At 62.3% G+C, this 16341-nt stretch carries 18 protein-coding genes and 1 tRNA gene; 7 read left to right on the plus strand and 12 right to left on the minus strand.

The features are described 5' to 3' along the window. Positions 1-217: 217 nt before the first annotated feature. On the minus strand, positions 218-1396 hold the full coding sequence (locus MRY75_RS19440) for a DUF6538 domain-containing protein (RefSeq protein WP_292309632.1): 1179 nt from the start codon (positions 1394-1396) through the stop codon (positions 218-220). A 61-nt stretch (positions 1397-1457) separates the two neighbouring features. After that, positions 1458-1533: transfer RNA gene (locus tag MRY75_RS19445), tRNA-Thr, on the minus strand. A 164-nt stretch (positions 1534-1697) separates the two neighbouring features. Here MRY75_RS19445 and MRY75_RS19450 point away from each other — a divergent pair. Next, entirely contained in the window at positions 1698-2579 is an 882-nt protein-coding gene (locus MRY75_RS19450; protein ID WP_292309633.1) for a hypothetical protein, read from the plus strand. A 118-nt stretch (positions 2580-2697) separates the two neighbouring features. Continuing rightward, the gene (locus tag MRY75_RS19455; protein WP_292309634.1) at positions 2698-3300 is read left to right on the plus strand and encodes a hypothetical protein; all 603 of its coding nucleotides are present in this window, start codon (positions 2698-2700) and stop codon (positions 3298-3300) included. A gap of 8 nt (positions 3301-3308) precedes the next feature. Here the strand turns inward: MRY75_RS19455 and MRY75_RS19460 are convergent, their stop codons facing one another. Continuing rightward, the gene (locus MRY75_RS19460) at positions 3309-3569 is read right to left on the minus strand and encodes a DUF2312 domain-containing protein (RefSeq protein WP_292309635.1); all 261 of its coding nucleotides are present in this window, start codon (positions 3567-3569) and stop codon (positions 3309-3311) included. Positions 3570-3691: 122 nt separating this feature from the next. Between MRY75_RS19460 and MRY75_RS19465 the strand changes: the two genes are divergently transcribed. After that, positions 3692-3907: a hypothetical protein gene (locus tag MRY75_RS19465; protein WP_292309636.1), complete on the plus strand. Its 216-nt coding sequence runs from the start codon at positions 3692-3694 to the stop codon at positions 3905-3907. Positions 3908-3919: 12 nt separating this feature from the next. Here the strand turns inward: MRY75_RS19465 and MRY75_RS19470 are convergent, their stop codons facing one another. From MRY75_RS19470 to MRY75_RS19480, 3 genes are all read right to left on the minus strand, one after another. Further along, positions 3920-4327, minus strand: a complete 408-nt coding sequence (locus MRY75_RS19470; RefSeq protein ID WP_292309637.1) for a cupin domain-containing protein — start codon at positions 4325-4327, stop codon at positions 3920-3922. Positions 4328-4415: 88 nt separating this feature from the next. Beyond that, a complete protein-coding gene (locus tag MRY75_RS19475; protein ID WP_292309638.1) occupies positions 4416-6392 on the minus strand; it encodes an enoyl-CoA hydratase/isomerase family protein in 1977 nt (658 codons plus the stop codon). A gap of 90 nt (positions 6393-6482) precedes the next feature. Next, positions 6483-7469, minus strand: a complete 987-nt coding sequence (locus tag MRY75_RS19480) for a glyceraldehyde 3-phosphate dehydrogenase NAD-binding domain-containing protein (RefSeq protein ID WP_292309639.1) — start codon at positions 7467-7469, stop codon at positions 6483-6485. A 121-nt stretch (positions 7470-7590) separates the two neighbouring features. On the opposite strand from MRY75_RS19480, the gene bhcR reads away from it, so the two are divergent. Beyond that, a complete protein-coding gene (bhcR, locus tag MRY75_RS19485) occupies positions 7591-8418 on the plus strand; it encodes an HTH-type transcriptional regulator BhcR (RefSeq protein WP_292309640.1) in 828 nt (275 codons plus the stop codon). Here bhcR and metF read toward each other — a convergent pair. After that, on the minus strand, positions 8415-9281 hold the full coding sequence (metF, locus tag MRY75_RS19490) for a methylenetetrahydrofolate reductase [NAD(P)H] (protein WP_292309641.1): 867 nt from the start codon (positions 9279-9281) through the stop codon (positions 8415-8417). The genes bhcR and metF overlap by 4 nt on opposite strands. A gap of 95 nt (positions 9282-9376) precedes the next feature. On the opposite strand from metF, the gene MRY75_RS19495 reads away from it, so the two are divergent. Then, a complete protein-coding gene (locus MRY75_RS19495; protein ID WP_292309642.1) occupies positions 9377-10282 on the plus strand; it encodes a LysR family transcriptional regulator in 906 nt (301 codons plus the stop codon). Between the two features lie 4 nt (positions 10283-10286). On the opposite strand, the gene MRY75_RS19500 is transcribed toward MRY75_RS19495, so the two are convergent. Next, positions 10287-10493: a cold-shock protein gene (locus MRY75_RS19500; RefSeq protein ID WP_292309643.1), complete on the minus strand. Its 207-nt coding sequence runs from the start codon at positions 10491-10493 to the stop codon at positions 10287-10289. 184 nt (positions 10494-10677) lie between these two features. Between MRY75_RS19500 and MRY75_RS19505 the strand changes: the two genes are divergently transcribed. Next, the gene (locus tag MRY75_RS19505) at positions 10678-10992 is read left to right on the plus strand and encodes an ArsC/Spx/MgsR family protein (RefSeq protein ID WP_292309644.1); all 315 of its coding nucleotides are present in this window, start codon (positions 10678-10680) and stop codon (positions 10990-10992) included. On the opposite strand, the gene MRY75_RS19510 is transcribed toward MRY75_RS19505, so the two are convergent. Next, positions 10989-12734, minus strand: a complete 1746-nt coding sequence (locus tag MRY75_RS19510) for an ABC transporter ATP-binding protein (protein ID WP_292309645.1) — start codon at positions 12732-12734, stop codon at positions 10989-10991. The genes MRY75_RS19505 and MRY75_RS19510 overlap by 4 nt on opposite strands. Continuing rightward, entirely contained in the window at positions 12731-13447 is a 717-nt protein-coding gene (locus MRY75_RS19515; RefSeq protein ID WP_292309646.1) for a tyrosine-protein phosphatase, read from the minus strand. Before MRY75_RS19515 ends, MRY75_RS19510 begins: the two co-directional genes overlap by 4 nt. A gap of 145 nt (positions 13448-13592) precedes the next feature. On the opposite strand from MRY75_RS19515, the gene MRY75_RS19520 reads away from it, so the two are divergent. Next, positions 13593-14789 (plus strand): aminotransferase class V-fold PLP-dependent enzyme, encoded by a 1197-nt coding sequence (locus MRY75_RS19520; protein WP_292309647.1) that lies wholly within the window; start codon positions 13593-13595, stop codon positions 14787-14789. Here MRY75_RS19520 and MRY75_RS19525 read toward each other — a convergent pair. Together MRY75_RS19525 and MRY75_RS19530 are read right to left on the minus strand one after the other, a co-directional pair. Further along, entirely contained in the window at positions 14778-14993 is a 216-nt protein-coding gene (locus MRY75_RS19525) for a histidinol phosphate aminotransferase (RefSeq protein WP_292309648.1), read from the minus strand. The two genes, MRY75_RS19520 and MRY75_RS19525, sit on opposite strands and share 12 nt — an antisense overlap. Positions 14994-15110: 117 nt before the next feature. Beyond that, positions 15111-16217 carry a pyridoxal phosphate-dependent aminotransferase gene (locus MRY75_RS19530; RefSeq protein WP_292309649.1) on the minus strand — a complete coding sequence of 369 codons (1107 nt, stop codon included), beginning with the start codon at positions 16215-16217 and terminating at the stop codon, positions 15111-15113. Between the last annotated feature and the right edge of the window lie 124 nt (positions 16218-16341).

Raw genomic sequence — 16341 nt, forward strand, 5'->3', positions numbered from 1 at the left:
AGGATACTGCAGGTCACCGTAGACCAAACCGTAGACCATCTGGTGCCTCTTGACGCCGGATGGTCGATGGCGATAGGCCTTATTTTGCTGGGGATACTGGCTGAAGAAGTGCCTGTAGGAGGATCACAACCTCCGTGTGGGGGCACCATTTCTTCAGCTAACTCATTGGTATCACTCCAGCTTTTAGCCACTGCTAGGAGCCGTAGACCATGTCGGCTCACGTGACTTTCTTGATCCACTTCCTCAGGACGTCCAACGGGTAACCTTTGCCGTATCCGTGGCCAACGCCATCGGTCTGCCAACCCCCGATCTGATCCACGATGTCTGCAGGACATTCGACAGCCCGTAGTCGATCCCGCATCGAGTGACGGAAGCTGTGCATCGAGCATCCTTCAGACACGTGTTCTTTCATCCATTTGTTCAGCGCAGCACTGGCAGCGTTGGCATTGGTGGTGTCTTTCTTGTTGTAGCGTGGGAAGGCGAACTCAGAGGGTGTCTTCTGGGCAAGTATGCGTTGCGCTGCCCACAGTGCTTCCCCTTCGAGCGGCACATCGCGTTCGCTGCCTTTGGTCTTGAGACGACGCCAAGGATGAGGACGGACACGCGCAAACAGGGAACCGTCGGCTGCTTGCATGAAATCGCCACGGGTCATCCCAGCGGCTTCAGCGAGGCGCAGCCCGGTGTCAGACACAAGCGCCACAAGCCAGCGAAGGTCGTCATCATGTTCGCGACACTTGGACTGCACCGCCTTCAGGTCTTCAACAGAGAAGGGTGCCCGATCTGAGACGCCAGCGTCGCGGTCATAGTAGACGCCCGTGAATGGGTTGTTCAGGGTGAGACCCTGTTCACTAGCCGCAAAGTTGGTCACGGCGCGGACAGTGCCAAACACCCGCGTCATGCTACTGCCTGCCAGACCTCGTGCGATCAGCGCATCACGAAAGGCGTTCGCGTCTGCCTTTGTGTAGGCTTCGAGGTGTTTGTCGCCGCAGGCGTCGATGACATAGCCACAGGACCTCTCTGCAGCCCTTTGGAAGGTGGCAGGGCGGTTCTTGCCTTTCTGTTGCAGGTAGATGCCCACGGCTTCCGACAAAAGCACAGATGACGAAGTGACGGCGGGTTGGGGTGCGGTGCTGCTTCCAACACCAGCTTGTCCCATCCTGAGCATATGGTGACCGGGCAGGTTAGCGTCACGCGAACGCAACAGATACCAGTACTCGTCGAGCTGTTCGGCAGCTTTTTTGGCCCGCGCTTCAGCGACCTTGGGTGATTTGGTGCGCAGAGAGTATGCGATTCGAGGTGACGAATAGTGGTGCTTCAGCTCTTTCGGGATTCGACGGGTGAAGTAGAAAACCCCGTCTTTGGTGAAAGTGAACGGGCGTGAAATGGTCTCCGACATGGTCTACGGCTCCTAGCAGTGGCTAAAAGCTGGAGTGATACCAATGAGTTAGCTGAAGAAATGGTGCCCCCACACGGACTCGAACCGCGGACCTACTGATTACAAATCAGTTGCTCTACCAGCTGAGCTATAGGGGCTCCGGAGGCGTGATTACTGACAGTCGCGCGGGTGTGCAAGAGGCAATCTGACCCCGTTTGCGATTTGCTCCGGGTTTTGCCGATCTCCGGGTTTTGCCAATCACGGTTTGCATCCGGGCGGGTGCGCGTATAGTTCGGTGACGCAGCAAGACACGCGAATTCCGATGCAGGTTGTTCTTCACACGGGCCTTCATGAAACCGACAGCGACCGGCTGTTCAAGACGCTCTTGCGCAATCGGGATGATCTGCGGCCTTTGGGGGTGGCGATTCCGGGGCCGGGTCGATACCGCAAGACCATTTCGGAGATGTTGAATGCCCTGGGCGATGGTTTGCCTGCGCCTGCGACGCGGGAGGTGCTGCTCGACACGATCCTCGATGACTCGCCGGAACATGTGGACCGGGTGATCCTGTCACATGAGAACCTGTTCTCCGTGCCCAAGATCGCGTTCCAGGGCGGCGTGGTCTATCGCAAGGCCGAGCAGCGATTGAGCATCCTGCGCACGATCTTCGCCGGCGATTCCGTCGAAATCTTTATCGCGTTGCGCAATCCGGCGACATTTCTTCCGGCGCTTCTCAAGGCGACCCCGCACGAGCAGATCAACCAGCTTCTGCAGGGGCTCGATCCGATGCAGATCCGGTGGTCGGACCTGATCGGGCGGATTACGCAGGCGGTGCCGGATGTGCCGGTCACGGTGTGGTGCGACGAGGACAGTCCGCTGATCTGGGGCGAAGTGATCCGAGAACTGGCCGGGGTCGAGCCGACGCACCCGATTGCCGGGGCCTATTCGCGGATGGCGGACATCACCTCGCAGGAGGGCATGACCCGTTTCCGGGCGTACCTTGCCGAAAAGCCCAAGCTGACCGAGATCCAGATCCGTCGGGTCATGGTGGCGTTTCTCGACAAATATGCCGATCCGTCCAAAGTGGAGCATCAGTTCGATCTTCCCGAATGGGACACCCATCTGGTTCAGGATCTGACCGAGCAGTACGAGGAAGACCTGTTCGATATCGCGCGCATGCCCGGTGTGAGTTTGATCGCGCCCTGACGCAGCTCGGCATTCCCTGAATTGTCGGATGACCCCGACTCGGGTAGGCTTTGCACGCGCGCTGCTTTTTCAGGGCCGCATTTTTTGAAAAATTTCTTCTCAACTCAGGATTTGCGCCATGCAATTCAACACCATCAAACTTGCAACCGTGCTGGATGACCTGTTGGCATCCTCCATCCGCTACGAGATGAGGGGCATGGTCGGCAAGGTGAAGCCGCTGACCAAATCCGTATCGGAGATTTCACAGCTCGATTGTTCGGGATTTGTGGAATACGTGATTTTTCAATCGACCGTGGACAATGTGAACCTCCCCTCGGGCAGCGTGACCCAGCGGACGAAGATCGCGAGCGACGGATCGCACACGCGGGCCGATTACCTCAAGGATGCCGAGTTGCGGGACGACGTGGTGCGTATCGGGTTTCGCGATACGATCGCCAAGCGCGATGAGGACGGCAATCTCGTGCGGGATTCACGCGGGAATGTCGAAAAGAAGCAGGTCGGCCATGTCTGGCTGGTGATCAATGGAAAGACCTATGAGAGCACGTCCAAGGGCGGGCGTGACAAAGGGCCAAAATCCCTGAAATGGGACGAGCGGAAAGGTGATGCCGACCACTTCTACAAACTGGGGGCGGCGCCGGGCTTTGGACTCGTGCAATCCGGCATGTCGCTTGTCGCGAAAACGCGCGCAAAGGCGGAAACGTCCGGCTGGATCGGTTTCTGACGTCGCGGTCAGCGCATCCCCAGCGCTTCCTTGTACATTTCGAGCACGGCTTCTTCTTCGGCAATGTCGTCCGGCTCACGCTTGCGCAGGGCAATCACCTTGCGCATGACCTTGGTGTCATAGCCGCGCGCCTTGGCCTCGGCCATGACCTCTTTCTGCTGGTCGGCGATGTCTTTCTTTTCCATCTCCAGACGCTCGAACCGTTCGATGAACTGGCGCAGTTCATCTGCGGTGACGCGGTAGTTGGCTTCGATTGCGCTGTCGTCCATCGGTCTGCTCCTGTTCGGTCTGAGAGGTTCGTAGCGAGGGTGGCGGGGGCCTTCAAGGGCTTGTCAGCGGGCGGGGGATGAATTACCGCCCCTTGGGACCACAGCCATCGCGGGAGCGTATCATGGACATACTGATCTGGTCGGGCGCGGCGCTGTCCCTCGTTGGATTGTGCGGGCTGGTCTATTGCATCCTGCGGGTCAACAAGGCGCGCAGGGCGGGGCTGAGTGACGAGGCGCTGCGGGACGAGGTCAAGCGGGTGATGCCGATCAACCTTGGGTCGCTCTTCGTGTCTGTGCTGGGGCTGATGCTGGTGATCCTGGGGATTTTCCTCGGCTGAGCGCCGCTTGGTTCACTCGGCTCGAGGACCGTTGTAGTCCGCGTCGGACACATGCTCCATCCAGTTGGCGGTTTTTCCCTCGACGGCGGTCTGCACCGCGAGATGCGTCATTGCGCAGTCGGGGGAGGCCCCATGCCAGTGCCGCTCGCCGGGCGCGAACCAGACAGAGTCGCCCGGACGCAGAACCTGCACCGGCTGCCCTTCGGACGCGGCGAGGCCGAGGCCTGACACGATGTGCAGGGTCTGGCCGGCGGGGTGGGTGTGCCATGCGGTGCGCGCGCCGGGTTCGAATGTCACCATCAGGATCTTGACCGGAGAGGGGTCGTCACCGGACACCACCGGATCGAACCGGACCGTGCCGGTGAAGTATTCGCTGTTGGCGGCTTGCGACGGTCGGTCGCCGGCGTGGTGGATGATCATGGCGCGCTCCTGTGTCTGGTCTGTGCGGGAAATCTAGCAGGCTTGCGGCGGCAAACCAGAGGATCGTGCGATTTCCGCCGTCGCGCGGTCAGAGATCGTCGAAACTGCGCCCGTTCTTGATGAGCTCTGCAAAGACCGGATCGGGGGTCCAGAGATCACGATCCGGATGATCGAGCGCCTGCATCGCGCGGGTTGTCGCCAGAAGGCCGCCCGCGCCTGCGGCATGCATGACACCGCCGCGCCAGGACGGCACCAGATGGGCGAAGACCGACAGCACGTCGATATCGGAGGCCCGTGGCACCACGCCTTCGCGCAGGGCTCTTGCCCCGGCATTGGCCAGAGCGCCGATCATCAGACGGGTGATCTGCCCGGGGGGCAGGGTCGATTGCGGTGCGCGCTGTGCATTGATGCCGTGCTGCACATCGGGGTCGCGGTCCGGCGTGCCATCGGTGCCGGTCAGGTAGAAGCCACGTCCGTCGGCGCGGCCCTGGCGGCCCAGTTGCAGCAGATGTGCGGACCAGTTCTGTGCGCCTTCGGTACGGGCATGGCGAGCCACGATATCCAGCCCGGTGCGGTCGGCCAGATCATAGGGTGGATGCGCCATGCCCCAGTCGCGCAGGGCGGCATCGATTGTGAACGGGGACTGGCCGAGATCCACCAGCGCGTCCGCGACACGCCAGAGCGTCTGGAGCAGTCTTTCGGAGAGGGCAGAGCCGGAGGTTGTCTGGATCACGGCGATCTTGTTCATGCGTCTTGCCAGGCCAAGCGCGAGGCGGCGGTCGTCCTCAGTTGCTTCAGGTCCCAGAACCACCTCGAGCAGACGCGCCGTGGCGGCAGGCGCAGCGAAATGCAGGGCGAGGCGCGGATCGGTGCCGGGCAGGCTGTGGGCGATGGGCACTCCGGGCGGCACGGGCGCACCCCGCTGACCGCGTGTGGCCCGCAGGACAATCTGCGCACCGTCGAGAATGTCGGGCGCGTCCCCGCCGCGCAGCGCCTGCAGCCCCTGCCTCGCCCGCTCGGACGGGATGCGCCCGGACTGAACCGCGTGTTTGAGCATCTGGCGGACATGGCCGATGGCTTCGCGGTGCTGGCCGGGATCCTTTATGAACCAATGCAGGGCGAGCCCCGCTTCAATCGCGCACACGGCGATCTGCACCGCGCTCTGGCTGCCGCCCAGAATACCGATGGCGGCAATCTCGGGCAGGTCGTTGCGCCGGGTCTGCGCAGTGACTTTCTGTTCCGCATGAAAGAGATGCGAGAGCGCCCGCGACTGTTCGGTCTCCGAGCAGTCTTCGGCAGCGGCCTCTTCAAAGGCAAGGCCCGCCTCGATCGGCAACAGCATCGCCGCCTCGACGGCCGCGAGGATTTTCTGCGGCGCGACTTCGGGTGATGCCTCGGTGCGCGCGCGAACCCTCGCGATGGCGGCCTGATACGCGGTGCCGTCGGCAAAGCCCGTGCGCAGATCGGCGGTCGGGCGGGGGTGTGCGCCGTCCGCACGCAGTCCGGCGGTAAAGCTCTGGATGGCGGCGTCGGGTGTGTCATCGAAAAGCAGGTCGGCAAGAGGCGCAAGATTGCCGCCCGCAACTGGCATCAGGCTGCCGCCGATCAACAGGTCCAGCGTCGCCTCGGCGCCCAGAAGGCGGGGCAGGCGCTGGGTCGCTCCGGCGCTTGGGACAAGGCCCAGTCTCGCGTTGGGAAAGCCGATGCGCGTCTGCTGGTGGATCAGCCGGTAATGCGCCGCAATCGCCAGTTCAACGCCCGCCCCCACAACCGCGCCGGTCAGGACCATGACAACCGGTTTGGGGCACAGCTCGATCCGGCGGCACAGCACCGAGAGGCGGTTGGTTCGATCATCGCCGCCGCCTTGGGGGACCGTGATGCCCGAGGGAAAGATCGGACCCTTGCCGCGCAGGACGATGATATCGACGCCGGGGTCGCCCGTTGCCCGGTCCAGCCCCGTGTCGATGGCCTCGAGCATCGCGGTTGTCAGCCGCGCCGATGGTCCAGCCGTCAGCGCGATCTGCGCTGTGCCGTCGCTGACGGTTATGTCGGTCTCGTTGCCCATCTGCTGCTCCGATGGCCTCGGGATGGCAGGTTTGCCTGTTCTTTGCAGCGTATTAGAGGCCAAACTGGGCGACCTGGCAACAATCCAGCGTTATTTGCCGCGATTGTGCATCATTCGCGCGACATCGAGCATGCGGGCGGAGAAGCCCCATTCGTTGTCATACCAGCCGAAAATGCGGATCTGGTCGCCGGTTTCCATCGTCTCGTTCGGCGCGATCACCAGCGACTCGGTCCGTGCGCGCAGATCGACCGAGACACACGGGTCCTCGACCAGACCGATCACCGGATTTGCGTCGGCGAGGGTGCGCAGGGCGTTGGCGGGGTCTTTAGGAGGGTTGGCCAGACGCACCACAAGGTCCACCGCCGACACGCTGATCGCAGGCACGCGCACGGCGGCCCCGGTTACACGCCCGGCCAGATCGGGCAGCACGCGGTCGATCAGCTTGGCGGCGCTGGTGGTGGTGGGCACCATGCTCACGGCACCGGCGCGGTTGCGGGCAAGGTCCGGCCCGCGCGGCGCATCCACCATCGGCTGGCTGCCGGTGTAACAATGGATCGTCGTCATATGGCCCCGGATTAGGCCAAACCGCGTGTCCAGATCGCGCAGCAGCGGGGCCAGCGCGTTGGTGGTGCAGGATGCGTTCGAGACGATGCGATGATCGTCGATGCGCTCGTCATTCGCGCCTTTGACGATGGTGATGTCGGCAATGTCCGAGGGGCCGGAGATCAGAACGGCCCGCGCGCCAGCGGTCAGGGCCCCTTCGGCGGTGGCGCGGTCCTTGGTGGCGCCGGTGCAGTCGAGCAGCAGATCGACGTCTGCCAGGGGCAGGTCAGCCATCCTGACCCCGGTCAACAACGGAATGGACCTGCCACCGGCCTGCAGCGCGCCATCCCTGAGGCTCGCTCCGCCGGGCAGGGGGCCGAAGACACTGTCATAGGTGAAGAGATAGGCGCAGGTCTCGGGCGCGGCGAGGTCATTGACGGCCACCACCTCGATCCCCGCATGGGCTGGATTGGTCAGGATTTGCCGCAGGATCACGCGGCCGATCCGACCGAACCCGTGGATGACGATGCGCATGGCGACTGTCCTTTGCCCTTCTGCCGCACACCTGTGCGTTAGCGCTTGCATTTCAACTCTGATTTTTTCACATTGTAAAAATCTTTTTTGTATCGAGACAATTCAGGGCGCAGGTGCGGGCATGAATGCGGAGACAGGGCCGGAACGGCGGGCACGGGGACGGCCCCGCGCTTGGAGCGATACGACCGAGCAGAACAAGATCAAATCGCTGGATCGGGCGCTGGTCATCCTTGAACGGCTGAGCGAACGCGGCGGTGCGACGCTGACCGATCTGTCCGAAGACCTAGATCAATCACCGGCCACCGTCTACCGGGTGCTGTCGACCTTCGAGGGGCGCAACATGGTCGATTTCGATCCCGTGGCGCAGACCTGGCATATCGGGGCAGGGGCGTTTCACATCGGGTCGCGGTTTCTGCGGCGCACATCGCTGGTCGAGCGGGCACGCCCGTTTCTGCGGGAACTGATGCAGAAGACCGAAGAGACCGCCAATCTGGGCGTGTCCCGCGACGGGCTGGTCCTGTTCCTGAGCCAGGTCGAGACCCATCACAACATCCGCGCGTTTTTTCCGCCGGGCACCATGTCGCCAATGCATTCCTCAGGCATCGGCAAGGCGCTTCTGGCGCAGATGGACGACAAGGAGGTCGCGGCGATCATCCGCCGCCACAAGCTGACGGCATTCACCGAACACACGCTGGTCACTCCCGAGGCGCTGGCCGAGGATCTGGCCAAAACCCGCTCGCGGGGCTATGCCTTTGATGCGGAGGAAAAAAACGACGGCATGCGCTGTATCGCAGCGCCCGTGTTCGACATGCATGGAGAGCCGATTGCCGGGGTGTCGATCTCGGGCCCGTCAGCCCGCATCCCCGATGAACGCATCGACAGCCTTGGGACTGCGGTCAAGGAAACGGCGGCCAGACTGACCGCCGCTTTGGGAGGTGCGTCGGATTAAGCGACGTTCTTGAGGTCAAGCTTGGGGGTCACGCCAAGCGCGTGGCACACATCGCGGGTCAGTTCCGGACGGTTGAGCGTGTAGAAGTGCAGAGTATCGACCCCGCCGTCGATCAGGTCAGAGCAGAGCTCTGCACAGATCGCGGTCGCCAGCAGATCTTCGCGCCCGTCACGCTCTGCTTTTTCGAAGGCCTCCACAACCCAGGCCGGGATATGCGTGCCGCAGCGCTGGGCAAAGCGGACAGCGCCCTTCCAGTTCTCGATCGGCAGGATGCCCGGTGTCACCGGCTTGTCGATCCCGGCCTTTTCGCAGGCATCGCGGAAGCGGAAGAAGGTCTCGGCCTCGAAGAAGAACTGCGTCAGTGCTTCGGATGCGCCGGCGTCGAACTTGCGCTTGAGGTAGGACACATCCGCCTGTGCGTCCGCCGCTTCTGGATGGGTGTCGGGATAGGCGCCGACGCGGATGGTGAAATCACCGGCCTCGCGCAGCCCCTCGATCAGCTCCACGCTCGAGGCAAATCCTTCGGGGTGGGGGACAAACCCGTTGGCGCCTTTGGGCGGATCGCCGCGCAGGGCCACGATGTCGGTCACACCGGCTGCGGCGAAATCCTGCGCGATGGCAAGGGTCTCGGCGCGCGTCGCGTTCACGCAGGTGAGGTGCGCGGCAACCGGCAGGCCCGAGGATTTGTGCAGCGTTGCCACCGCCTCGCGCGTCAGATCGCGGGTTGTGCCGCCTGCGCCGTAGGTCACGGATACAAACCGCGGCTGCAGCGGGGCAAGCACCTGAACGGTGTCCCACAGACGGAAAGAGGCTTCGAGGTTCTGGGGCGGGAAGAATTCGAACGAAACGGACGGAGTTGTCATCGACGTGTTCCTTGATGGCGTTGAAGCTCTTGTCGCACACGCAGCATTGTGAGACAAACTCATAAATCTAATCTTGAACATGAGATCAGTTGATAATGCACATCGAGTTCCGTCATCTGCGCACGATCAAGGCCATTCACGAATATGGCGGGGTGGCCAAGGCTGCGGATCAGCTCAACATCACGCAATCGGCGCTCAGCCATCAGATCAAGGCGCTTGAGGATCAGGCGGGGGTGGAGCTGTTTGTGCGGCGCTCCAAGCCGATGAAACTGTCCGCGGCGGGGATGCGGCTCTTGCGGCTGGCCAATCAGGTCCTGCCGCAGGTCGAAGCTCTGGCCGCCGAATTCGAAGGGCTGCGCGGCGGGTCGACCGGGCGGATGCACATCGCCATTGAATGTCACGCCTGTTTCGAATGGCTGTTCCCGGTACTGGAGGCGTTCCGCAAAAGCTGGCCGGATGTGGATGTCGACATCCGCCCGGGTCTTGCCTTTGACGCGTTGCCGGCCCTGCAGAAGGAAGAGGTCGATCTCGTCGTGTCGTCCGACCCCGAGGACATTCCCGGCGTCACCTTCACCGAGCTTTTCGACTACAACGCGGTCTTTGTCGCTTCGGCCGCGCATCCGCTGGCCGAAAAACCCTATGTCGATGCCGAGGATTTTCGGGGGCAGACGCTCATCACTTACCCGGTGGAGCGGTCACGTCTGGACGTGTTCAGCCAATTGCTGATCCCGTCAAAAGTCGAACCGGCGGCTGTCCGTCAGGTTGAACTGACGGCCGTGATTCTGCTCTTGGTCGCTTCAAACAGGGGCGTGTCTGTGCTGCCCGACTGGGTGGTGCGCGAAGTCAAGTACAGCTCAGACTACGTCACACGACCTTTGACGGAAAACGGCGTGACACGCAGGCTATACGCTGCCACGCGAAGCGTGGACACGGACAAACCATTTGTCGCGGAATTGATCCGTCTGGCCCGCCAAGAGGCGAAACGGCTGCAATCCGCCTGACCTGTCAGAGAGCTGTGAGGTTCGACGCCATCTTGCGGCCATCGCGTCCTTCGGTCATCTCAAAGCTGACCTTCTGGTTATCGCTCAGACCGTCCATCCCGGATTGCTGTACGGCGGAGATGTGAACGAACACATCCTTGCCGCCATCTTCCGGGGAAATAAAGCCATAGCCTTTCGTGGCGTTGAACCATTTCACGGTACCGTTCGGCATTATCCCGTGTCTCCTTCTGTCGTCATGTTTGACCTCTGCGGGCCGCTTCAGTTGCGACCGGGTCTGCAATCTGCGACACCCCGTCACAATCATGAGATTGACCTAAACACCCCAAAAACAAGTGCCCTGCGCAATTTTCGACACGGCGCGCCCGGGGTCACTTGGCCAGACACAGGAGCGGAAAATGATCCTCTACGGACTCAAGAATTGTGACACCTGTCGTAAAGCATTGAAAGCATTGCCAAACGCAGAATTGGTCGATGTTTCAACGACTTCGGTACCCGAAAGTATACTGGATCAAGCAATTTCACAGTTTGGTGATAAAGTGCTGAATACCAAGTCAACGACATGGCGAGGTCTGGACGACAGCGAGCGTGGCAAGGCGCCCAAAGCGCTGTTGATCGCACATCCCAAGCTCATGAAACGGCCGCTGATTTCCGATGGCGATGCGCTTTATCTTGGATGGGACAAGGACACGCAAGCGGCGCTTCTGGGTTAGTCGCGGCTTTGCATCTGGTGGAGCGCGGCATAGGTGCCGGACTGTGCGAGGAGCGCGTCGTGTGTGCCCTCTTCGATGACACGTCCCTGATCCATGACGATGATCTTCTGCGCGTCGCGGATGGTGGACAGCCGGTGCGCGATCACCAAAGTAGTGCGCCCCTTGGACAACTCGTCGATGGCGTCCTGCACCTTGGCCTCTGATCCGGTGTCGAGCGCGGATGTCGCCTCATCCAGCAGCAGGATGGGCCGGTTGCGAAGCAGCGCGCGGGCAATCGCCACTCTCTGCCGCTGCCCCCCTGACAGGGCCGAGCCGCGCGGCCCGACGGGGGTGTTCAATCCGTCCGACAGGTGCGGCAGGAAGTCCGAGACATGCGCGGCATCGAGCGCGCGCCTCAGTTCGGTCTCGGACACGCCGGTCTGACCCAGAAGGATGTTTTCCCGCACCGTATCGTCAAAGAGCAGCGCCTCTTGTGACACGACCGAAAAGAGGCCACGCAGATCATCGAGGGCGATGTCCGTGACAGGCACGCCACCTATGGTCACATGTCCATGTGATGGATCAACAAGCCGGGTCAGAACATTGAAGATCGTGGATTTTCCCGCACCCGACGGGCCGACGAGCGCCGTGGTCTCTCCGGCGTTCGCGGTAAAGCTGCATCCGTTCAGAACGCTGCGATCACCGTAGGATAGAGAGACATCCTGCAGGACGATCTCGGGAATCCCGGTTGGCGCGGGCTTCGGTCTGGCGGGGCTGCGCAGTTGCGGTTCGGTCTCCAGGATCTGGCGGATGCGTTCGATCCCGGCGGCGGCCACCTGCCAGACACCGGCCACGTTGCCAAGCCGCCGCAACGGTTCAAACGCCAGGCCAATAGCAGTGAAGAAGGCCATGAAATCGCCGACTGTTTTCTCGCCCGACAGGATCTCGCTGCCGCCGTAGAAGAGCACTCCCATGAACCCGAGACCGGCCATGATGTCGATGAGTCCCGGGATCATGGCCTGACCAAGTGCACTGCTGGTTTCGACCTTGACCCGCTCCTCGGTGAGCGTGCGATAGCGCAGGGATTGATAGTCCTCCAGTGCGTTGAGTTTGACCGGGACAATGCCGTGGAACGCCTCGTTCAACCGCACCGACAGGTTGGCGGCCACGTCGCGGGCGCGGCGGGCCTTCTTGCGCACGTAACGCTGCAGGATCATCGACGGTGCCACAAGGATCGGCGCGCCAAGAAGCGCCACAAGCGTCCACCGCCAATCCACCGAGATCGCCACGGCAAAGAGTGACACAAGCGCGATCACGTCGCGGCCGGCCCCGGTGATGATTGTCCGCCAGACCTTTGAAATCGCATCCACATCGCCTTCGACACGCTGCATCAGGTAGCCCGGCGAATGGGTCTGGTGATAGGCGCTGTCGAGCACCATGAGATGCGCCAGAAGGTCCTGCCGGATGTCCGCGACAGACAGCTGCGAGATTCGTGTCAGGAGCACTTTCTGAACGATGCTGGCCACCGCGCGGACCACGAAGATGCCGAGGAACAGAAGCCCGACCCAGAGAATGGCATCGCCGTCGCCTCCCACGAAGACGCGGTCGAACATCGGTTTCATCATGTAGGACAGCGCGCCGAACATGCTGCCTTCGAGCGCCATGAAAACCATCGCGACGATCAGAAGCCGCCAGTGCCGGACGAGGTAGCCTCTCCAGACCCACAGGAGCAGGCCCCGCGGATTGACCGCGGCTTCGGTCACGTCGCGAGAGCCGGAGGCAGGCTCAGCTGGTCCGCAGGCGTTTTCGTGTCGAACCCGGTCTGGATCGCGGTTGCGTCATATTCGGTGCGAATCCAGTCCTCGAAGCCGATGGGGCTGCGGGCGTTGCGCGCGGCATAGACCTCGAGGATGTAGTCCTGCACGCCGGTGGCGGTGAAATCGAGATGGATATACCGGATCGACAATTGCTTGCGCGCAATTTCGACCGGCTTGTTCTCGAACACCATCAGGTAGAGCGCAGCCACAAACCCCGCGCGATCCGCGCCCGATTTGCAGTGAAACACAAAAGGCTTTTCGGCCATGCGCAGCGTGTCGATCACATGCACGATCTTTTTTCGGCTGACGGCGTTGCGCGCCTGCAGCTTTGCATTCAGGAGCTTGAGCCCCAGCGCCTCGCAGGTTTCCTTTTCAAAGAGGTAATGCGCGTACTTGTCCTCGCCGCGCAGGTTCACGACGGTCTTGATCCCCATCGCCTTGTATTTCTCGAACCGTGCATGGGTCGGCTGGTTCGACCGGTAGACACCCGGCGCCACCTCGAAGAAATTGGTCCAGAAGGTCCGCAGAAAGGCATGGTCGAACACGTGGTAGTGAAACGCCGACCACCGCCGCGCCCGCGGATCGGTGATATCCTTGCCGAAGGACCGACGCAGCTTGCGCTCTGCATCTTCGATCTTTGTCCAAAGTCGTCCCAGCATCCGGTCCCTTTCGCGTCAGGCGCGGATGTAGAGACTGCGGCGCGCGCTGGCAAGCACCGTGCGTTATTGACGGTGCGGCTGGGCGGGGTAGGGTGCGCCCGAACCTGCCGGTCGGCAGGACACTCCCATCCTGTCGAGGTTGCTTATGTCGCTTGCCAATGGTCGCACCTATCTTGCCATTCCCGGCCCGTCCGTGGTGCCGGACGCCGTTCTGCGGGCCATGCATCGGGCGTCGCCCAACATTTATGAAGGCGAACTGCCAGACATGATGCCCGGGCTGACGGCGGATCTGAAGCGTGTGGCATGCACGGACGGACATGTGGCGATCTATATCAGCAACGGACACGGCGCGTGGGAAGCGGCCTTGGCGAACACGGTCGGCATCGGGGAAAAGGTTCTCGTGTTGTCGACCGGCCATTTCGCCCAGTCCTGGAGTCGGATCGCAGAGGCGCGCGGACTTGAGGTCGATGTGCTGGAGTTCGGCAATGGCGGGCCGATTGATCCGTCCCGGGTGGAAGACGCGCTCAGGGCGGACAGCACCCATGCTTACAAGGCTGTGTTGGCGGTGCATGTGGACACATCAAGCTCGAACCGCAACAAATTCGCGCCGCTGCGGCAGATCCTTGACGATCTGGGCCATCCAGCGCTGCTGCTGGCCGATTGCATTGCCTCGATGGGGTGCGACCGGTTCGAAATGGATGCCTGGGGCGTGGATGTGGCGCTGACCGGCTCGCAGAAGGGGCTGATGTGCCCGCCGGGGCTGGGGTTCGTGTTCTTCAACGACAAGGCCGCCGAGGCGCGCCGCAGACTGAAACATGTGAGCATGTACTGGGACTGGACCAACCGGTCCGAGCCTGAGGCGTTCTACCAGTATTTCAGCGGCACGGCCCCGACCCATCACCTCTACGGCCTGCGCACCGCGCTCGACATGATCCACGCCGAAGGGATGGAGGCAATCTGGGCACGGCACGCAACCCTGGCCCAAGCGATCTGGGCCGCGGTGGAACATTGGGGACAGGGCGGGCCTCTGCGGCTCAATATCAGTGATCGCGCGCATCGCAGCCACGCGGTCACGGCGCTGTCGATCGGCAAGCCGCACGGCACCGCGCTGCGCCGCTGGTGCGCCGATCAGGCGGGGGTCACGCTGGGGATCGGGTTGGGGATGGGCACTGCCGACGACCCGAAAAGTGACGGGTATTTCCGGTTCGGCCATATGGGGCATGTCAACGCCCACATGATCCTTGGGCTTCTTGGTGTCGTGGAGGCTGGCCTTGCAGCACTCGACATTCCGCATCGCGCGGCGGGCGTGGCCGAGGCGGCGAAGGTGATTTCAGGCGTCTGACTTTCGCGACCACTGGATCGCGCGGCTGGCTTTGTAATGGGCCAGCCGGGTGATCCCCTGGTTCAGCGCCCAACCTGTCAGGATGACCGCGACCAGACCGAAATGCGCCCAGATCACCCCGAAGATCCAAAGAAGGTTGATGAAGATCAGGATGAGATTGGCGGTCGTGTAATCCTCGACCCGCTTGGGATGGTGGTGATCCATCGGCCTCTCCACTGTCGTTTTCGGCATCACTGTGCGACAGAATAGCGCAGAACGTCCATCCGTCAGCGGGAAACTGCAGCAAACCCGATAATTTTTCGTGAAGATCGCCGGTGGTGCCTATCGCCGCGCCATCTCAAGCGCTTTGGGCAGCGCCGCTTCGAGAATGTCGAGATCGGCAGGTCGGCCAGCGCTGATGCGGATGCAACGATCCCCCGGTGCGACGAAGGGCATACGCACGAAGACGCCCTGATCGATCAGCGCACCCAGCACCGACTTGGCAAACGCGCCGTCGCCGCCACACTCGACGGTGACGAAATTGGTGGCCGAGGGCAGGGGGGAAAGACCATTGGTCTTGGCAATGGCCGCGATCCGTTCCCGTGCCTCGGCCACAAGGGTGATGACCTCGTCCAGCCAGGCTTCGTCCTCGTAGGCGGCCAGCGCGCCGGCCTGCGAGATGCGCGACATGCCGAAATGATTACGCACCTTGTCGAAACTCTTGATCAGATCGGGCGCACCGATGCCATAGCCCACCCGCGCCCCGGCCAGGCCGAATGCCTTGGAAAAGGTGCGCATGCGGATCACGCGGGGATCGTCCGCGTCGATCTCGGGGGATGTGCCCTCGGGCGCGAACTCGATATAGGCCTCATCCAGAAGAAGAAGGGTGCCGTCGGGCAAGGCGTCGAGCACCTTTTCGATTTTTGCGGCGCTGTGCCAGCTGCCCATCGGATTGTCCGGGTTGGACAGGTAGACGATCTTGGCGTCGACTTCGGCGGCTTTGGCCATCAGCGCGTCGATGTCCTCGTGATCGTTGCGGAACGGCACCTTGTGCAGCGTGCCGCCATAGCCCACCACGTGGTAGTTGAACGTGGGGTAGGCGCCATCCGATGTCACCACGGGATCGCCGGGCGCGACCAGCAGGCGCACGAGATACCCCAGCAAGCCGTCGATGCCTTCGCCGATGATGATGTTGTCGGGGCGCACGCCCATCCGGGCCGAGATGGCGCGGATCAGGTCATAATTCGTGGCGTCTGCATATTGCCAGGCCTGACCTGCCGCGTCCTGCATCGCAGCCACGGCAAAGGGCGACGGGCCGAAGACGTTCTCGTTGGCGCCAAGGCGGGCAAGAAAGGGCGCGCCGCGCTGGCGCTCCTGCACCTCGGGCCCGACAAAAGGCACGGTGGAGGGCAATTTGGCGATGAGGTCGGGATATCGGGGTCCGGTCATGCCCTGTCTATGCCAAGCACGTGAGCGCATCACAAGCGCCGTTGGAGGTGGACCGGTCGAAATTCCGCGGCGGCCCCCCCGCTGTTTGGGCCGGAAAATCGGGGCCCCGGGCGAACGGGGGGCG

This window comes from Marivita sp. (assembly GCF_022763305.1).
In the GTDB taxonomy this organism is placed as follows: Bacteria; Pseudomonadota; Alphaproteobacteria; order Rhodobacterales; family Rhodobacteraceae; genus Marivita.

Bases quoted from the DNA above. Each gene is read 5' to 3' on its own strand.
- MRY75_RS19440 (WP_292309632.1), bottom strand. From the start codon at position 1,396: ATGTCGGAGACCATTTCACGCCCGTTCACTTTCACCAAAGACGGGGTT.
- MRY75_RS19450 (WP_292309633.1), top strand. From the start codon at position 1,698: ATGCAGGTTGTTCTTCACACGGGCCTTCATGAAACCGACAGCGACCGG.
- MRY75_RS19455 (WP_292309634.1), top strand. From the start codon at position 2,698: ATGCAATTCAACACCATCAAACTTGCAACCGTGCTGGATGACCTGTTG.
- MRY75_RS19460 (WP_292309635.1), bottom strand. From the start codon at position 3,569: ATGGACGACAGCGCAATCGAAGCCAACTACCGCGTCACCGCAGATGAA.
- MRY75_RS19465 (WP_292309636.1), top strand. From the start codon at position 3,692: ATGGACATACTGATCTGGTCGGGCGCGGCGCTGTCCCTCGTTGGATTG.
- MRY75_RS19470 (WP_292309637.1), bottom strand. From the start codon at position 4,327: ATGATCATCCACCACGCCGGCGACCGACCGTCGCAAGCCGCCAACAGC.
- MRY75_RS19475 (WP_292309638.1), bottom strand. From the start codon at position 6,392: ATGGGCAACGAGACCGACATAACCGTCAGCGACGGCACAGCGCAGATC.
- MRY75_RS19480 (WP_292309639.1), bottom strand. From the start codon at position 7,469: ATGCGCATCGTCATCCACGGGTTCGGTCGGATCGGCCGCGTGATCCTG.
- bhcR (WP_292309640.1), top strand. From the start codon at position 7,591: ATGAATGCGGAGACAGGGCCGGAACGGCGGGCACGGGGACGGCCCCGC.
- metF (WP_292309641.1), bottom strand. From the start codon at position 9,281: ATGACAACTCCGTCCGTTTCGTTCGAATTCTTCCCGCCCCAGAACCTC.
- MRY75_RS19495 (WP_292309642.1), top strand. From the start codon at position 9,377: ATGCACATCGAGTTCCGTCATCTGCGCACGATCAAGGCCATTCACGAA.
- MRY75_RS19500 (WP_292309643.1), bottom strand. From the start codon at position 10,493: ATGCCGAACGGTACCGTGAAATGGTTCAACGCCACGAAAGGCTATGGC.
- MRY75_RS19505 (WP_292309644.1), top strand. From the start codon at position 10,678: ATGATCCTCTACGGACTCAAGAATTGTGACACCTGTCGTAAAGCATTG.
- MRY75_RS19515 (WP_292309646.1), bottom strand. From the start codon at position 13,447: ATGCTGGGACGACTTTGGACAAAGATCGAAGATGCAGAGCGCAAGCTG.
- MRY75_RS19520 (WP_292309647.1), top strand. From the start codon at position 13,593: ATGTCGCTTGCCAATGGTCGCACCTATCTTGCCATTCCCGGCCCGTCC.
- MRY75_RS19525 (WP_292309648.1), bottom strand. From the start codon at position 14,993: ATGGATCACCACCATCCCAAGCGGGTCGAGGATTACACGACCGCCAAT.
- MRY75_RS19530 (WP_292309649.1), bottom strand. From the start codon at position 16,217: ATGACCGGACCCCGATATCCCGACCTCATCGCCAAATTGCCCTCCACC.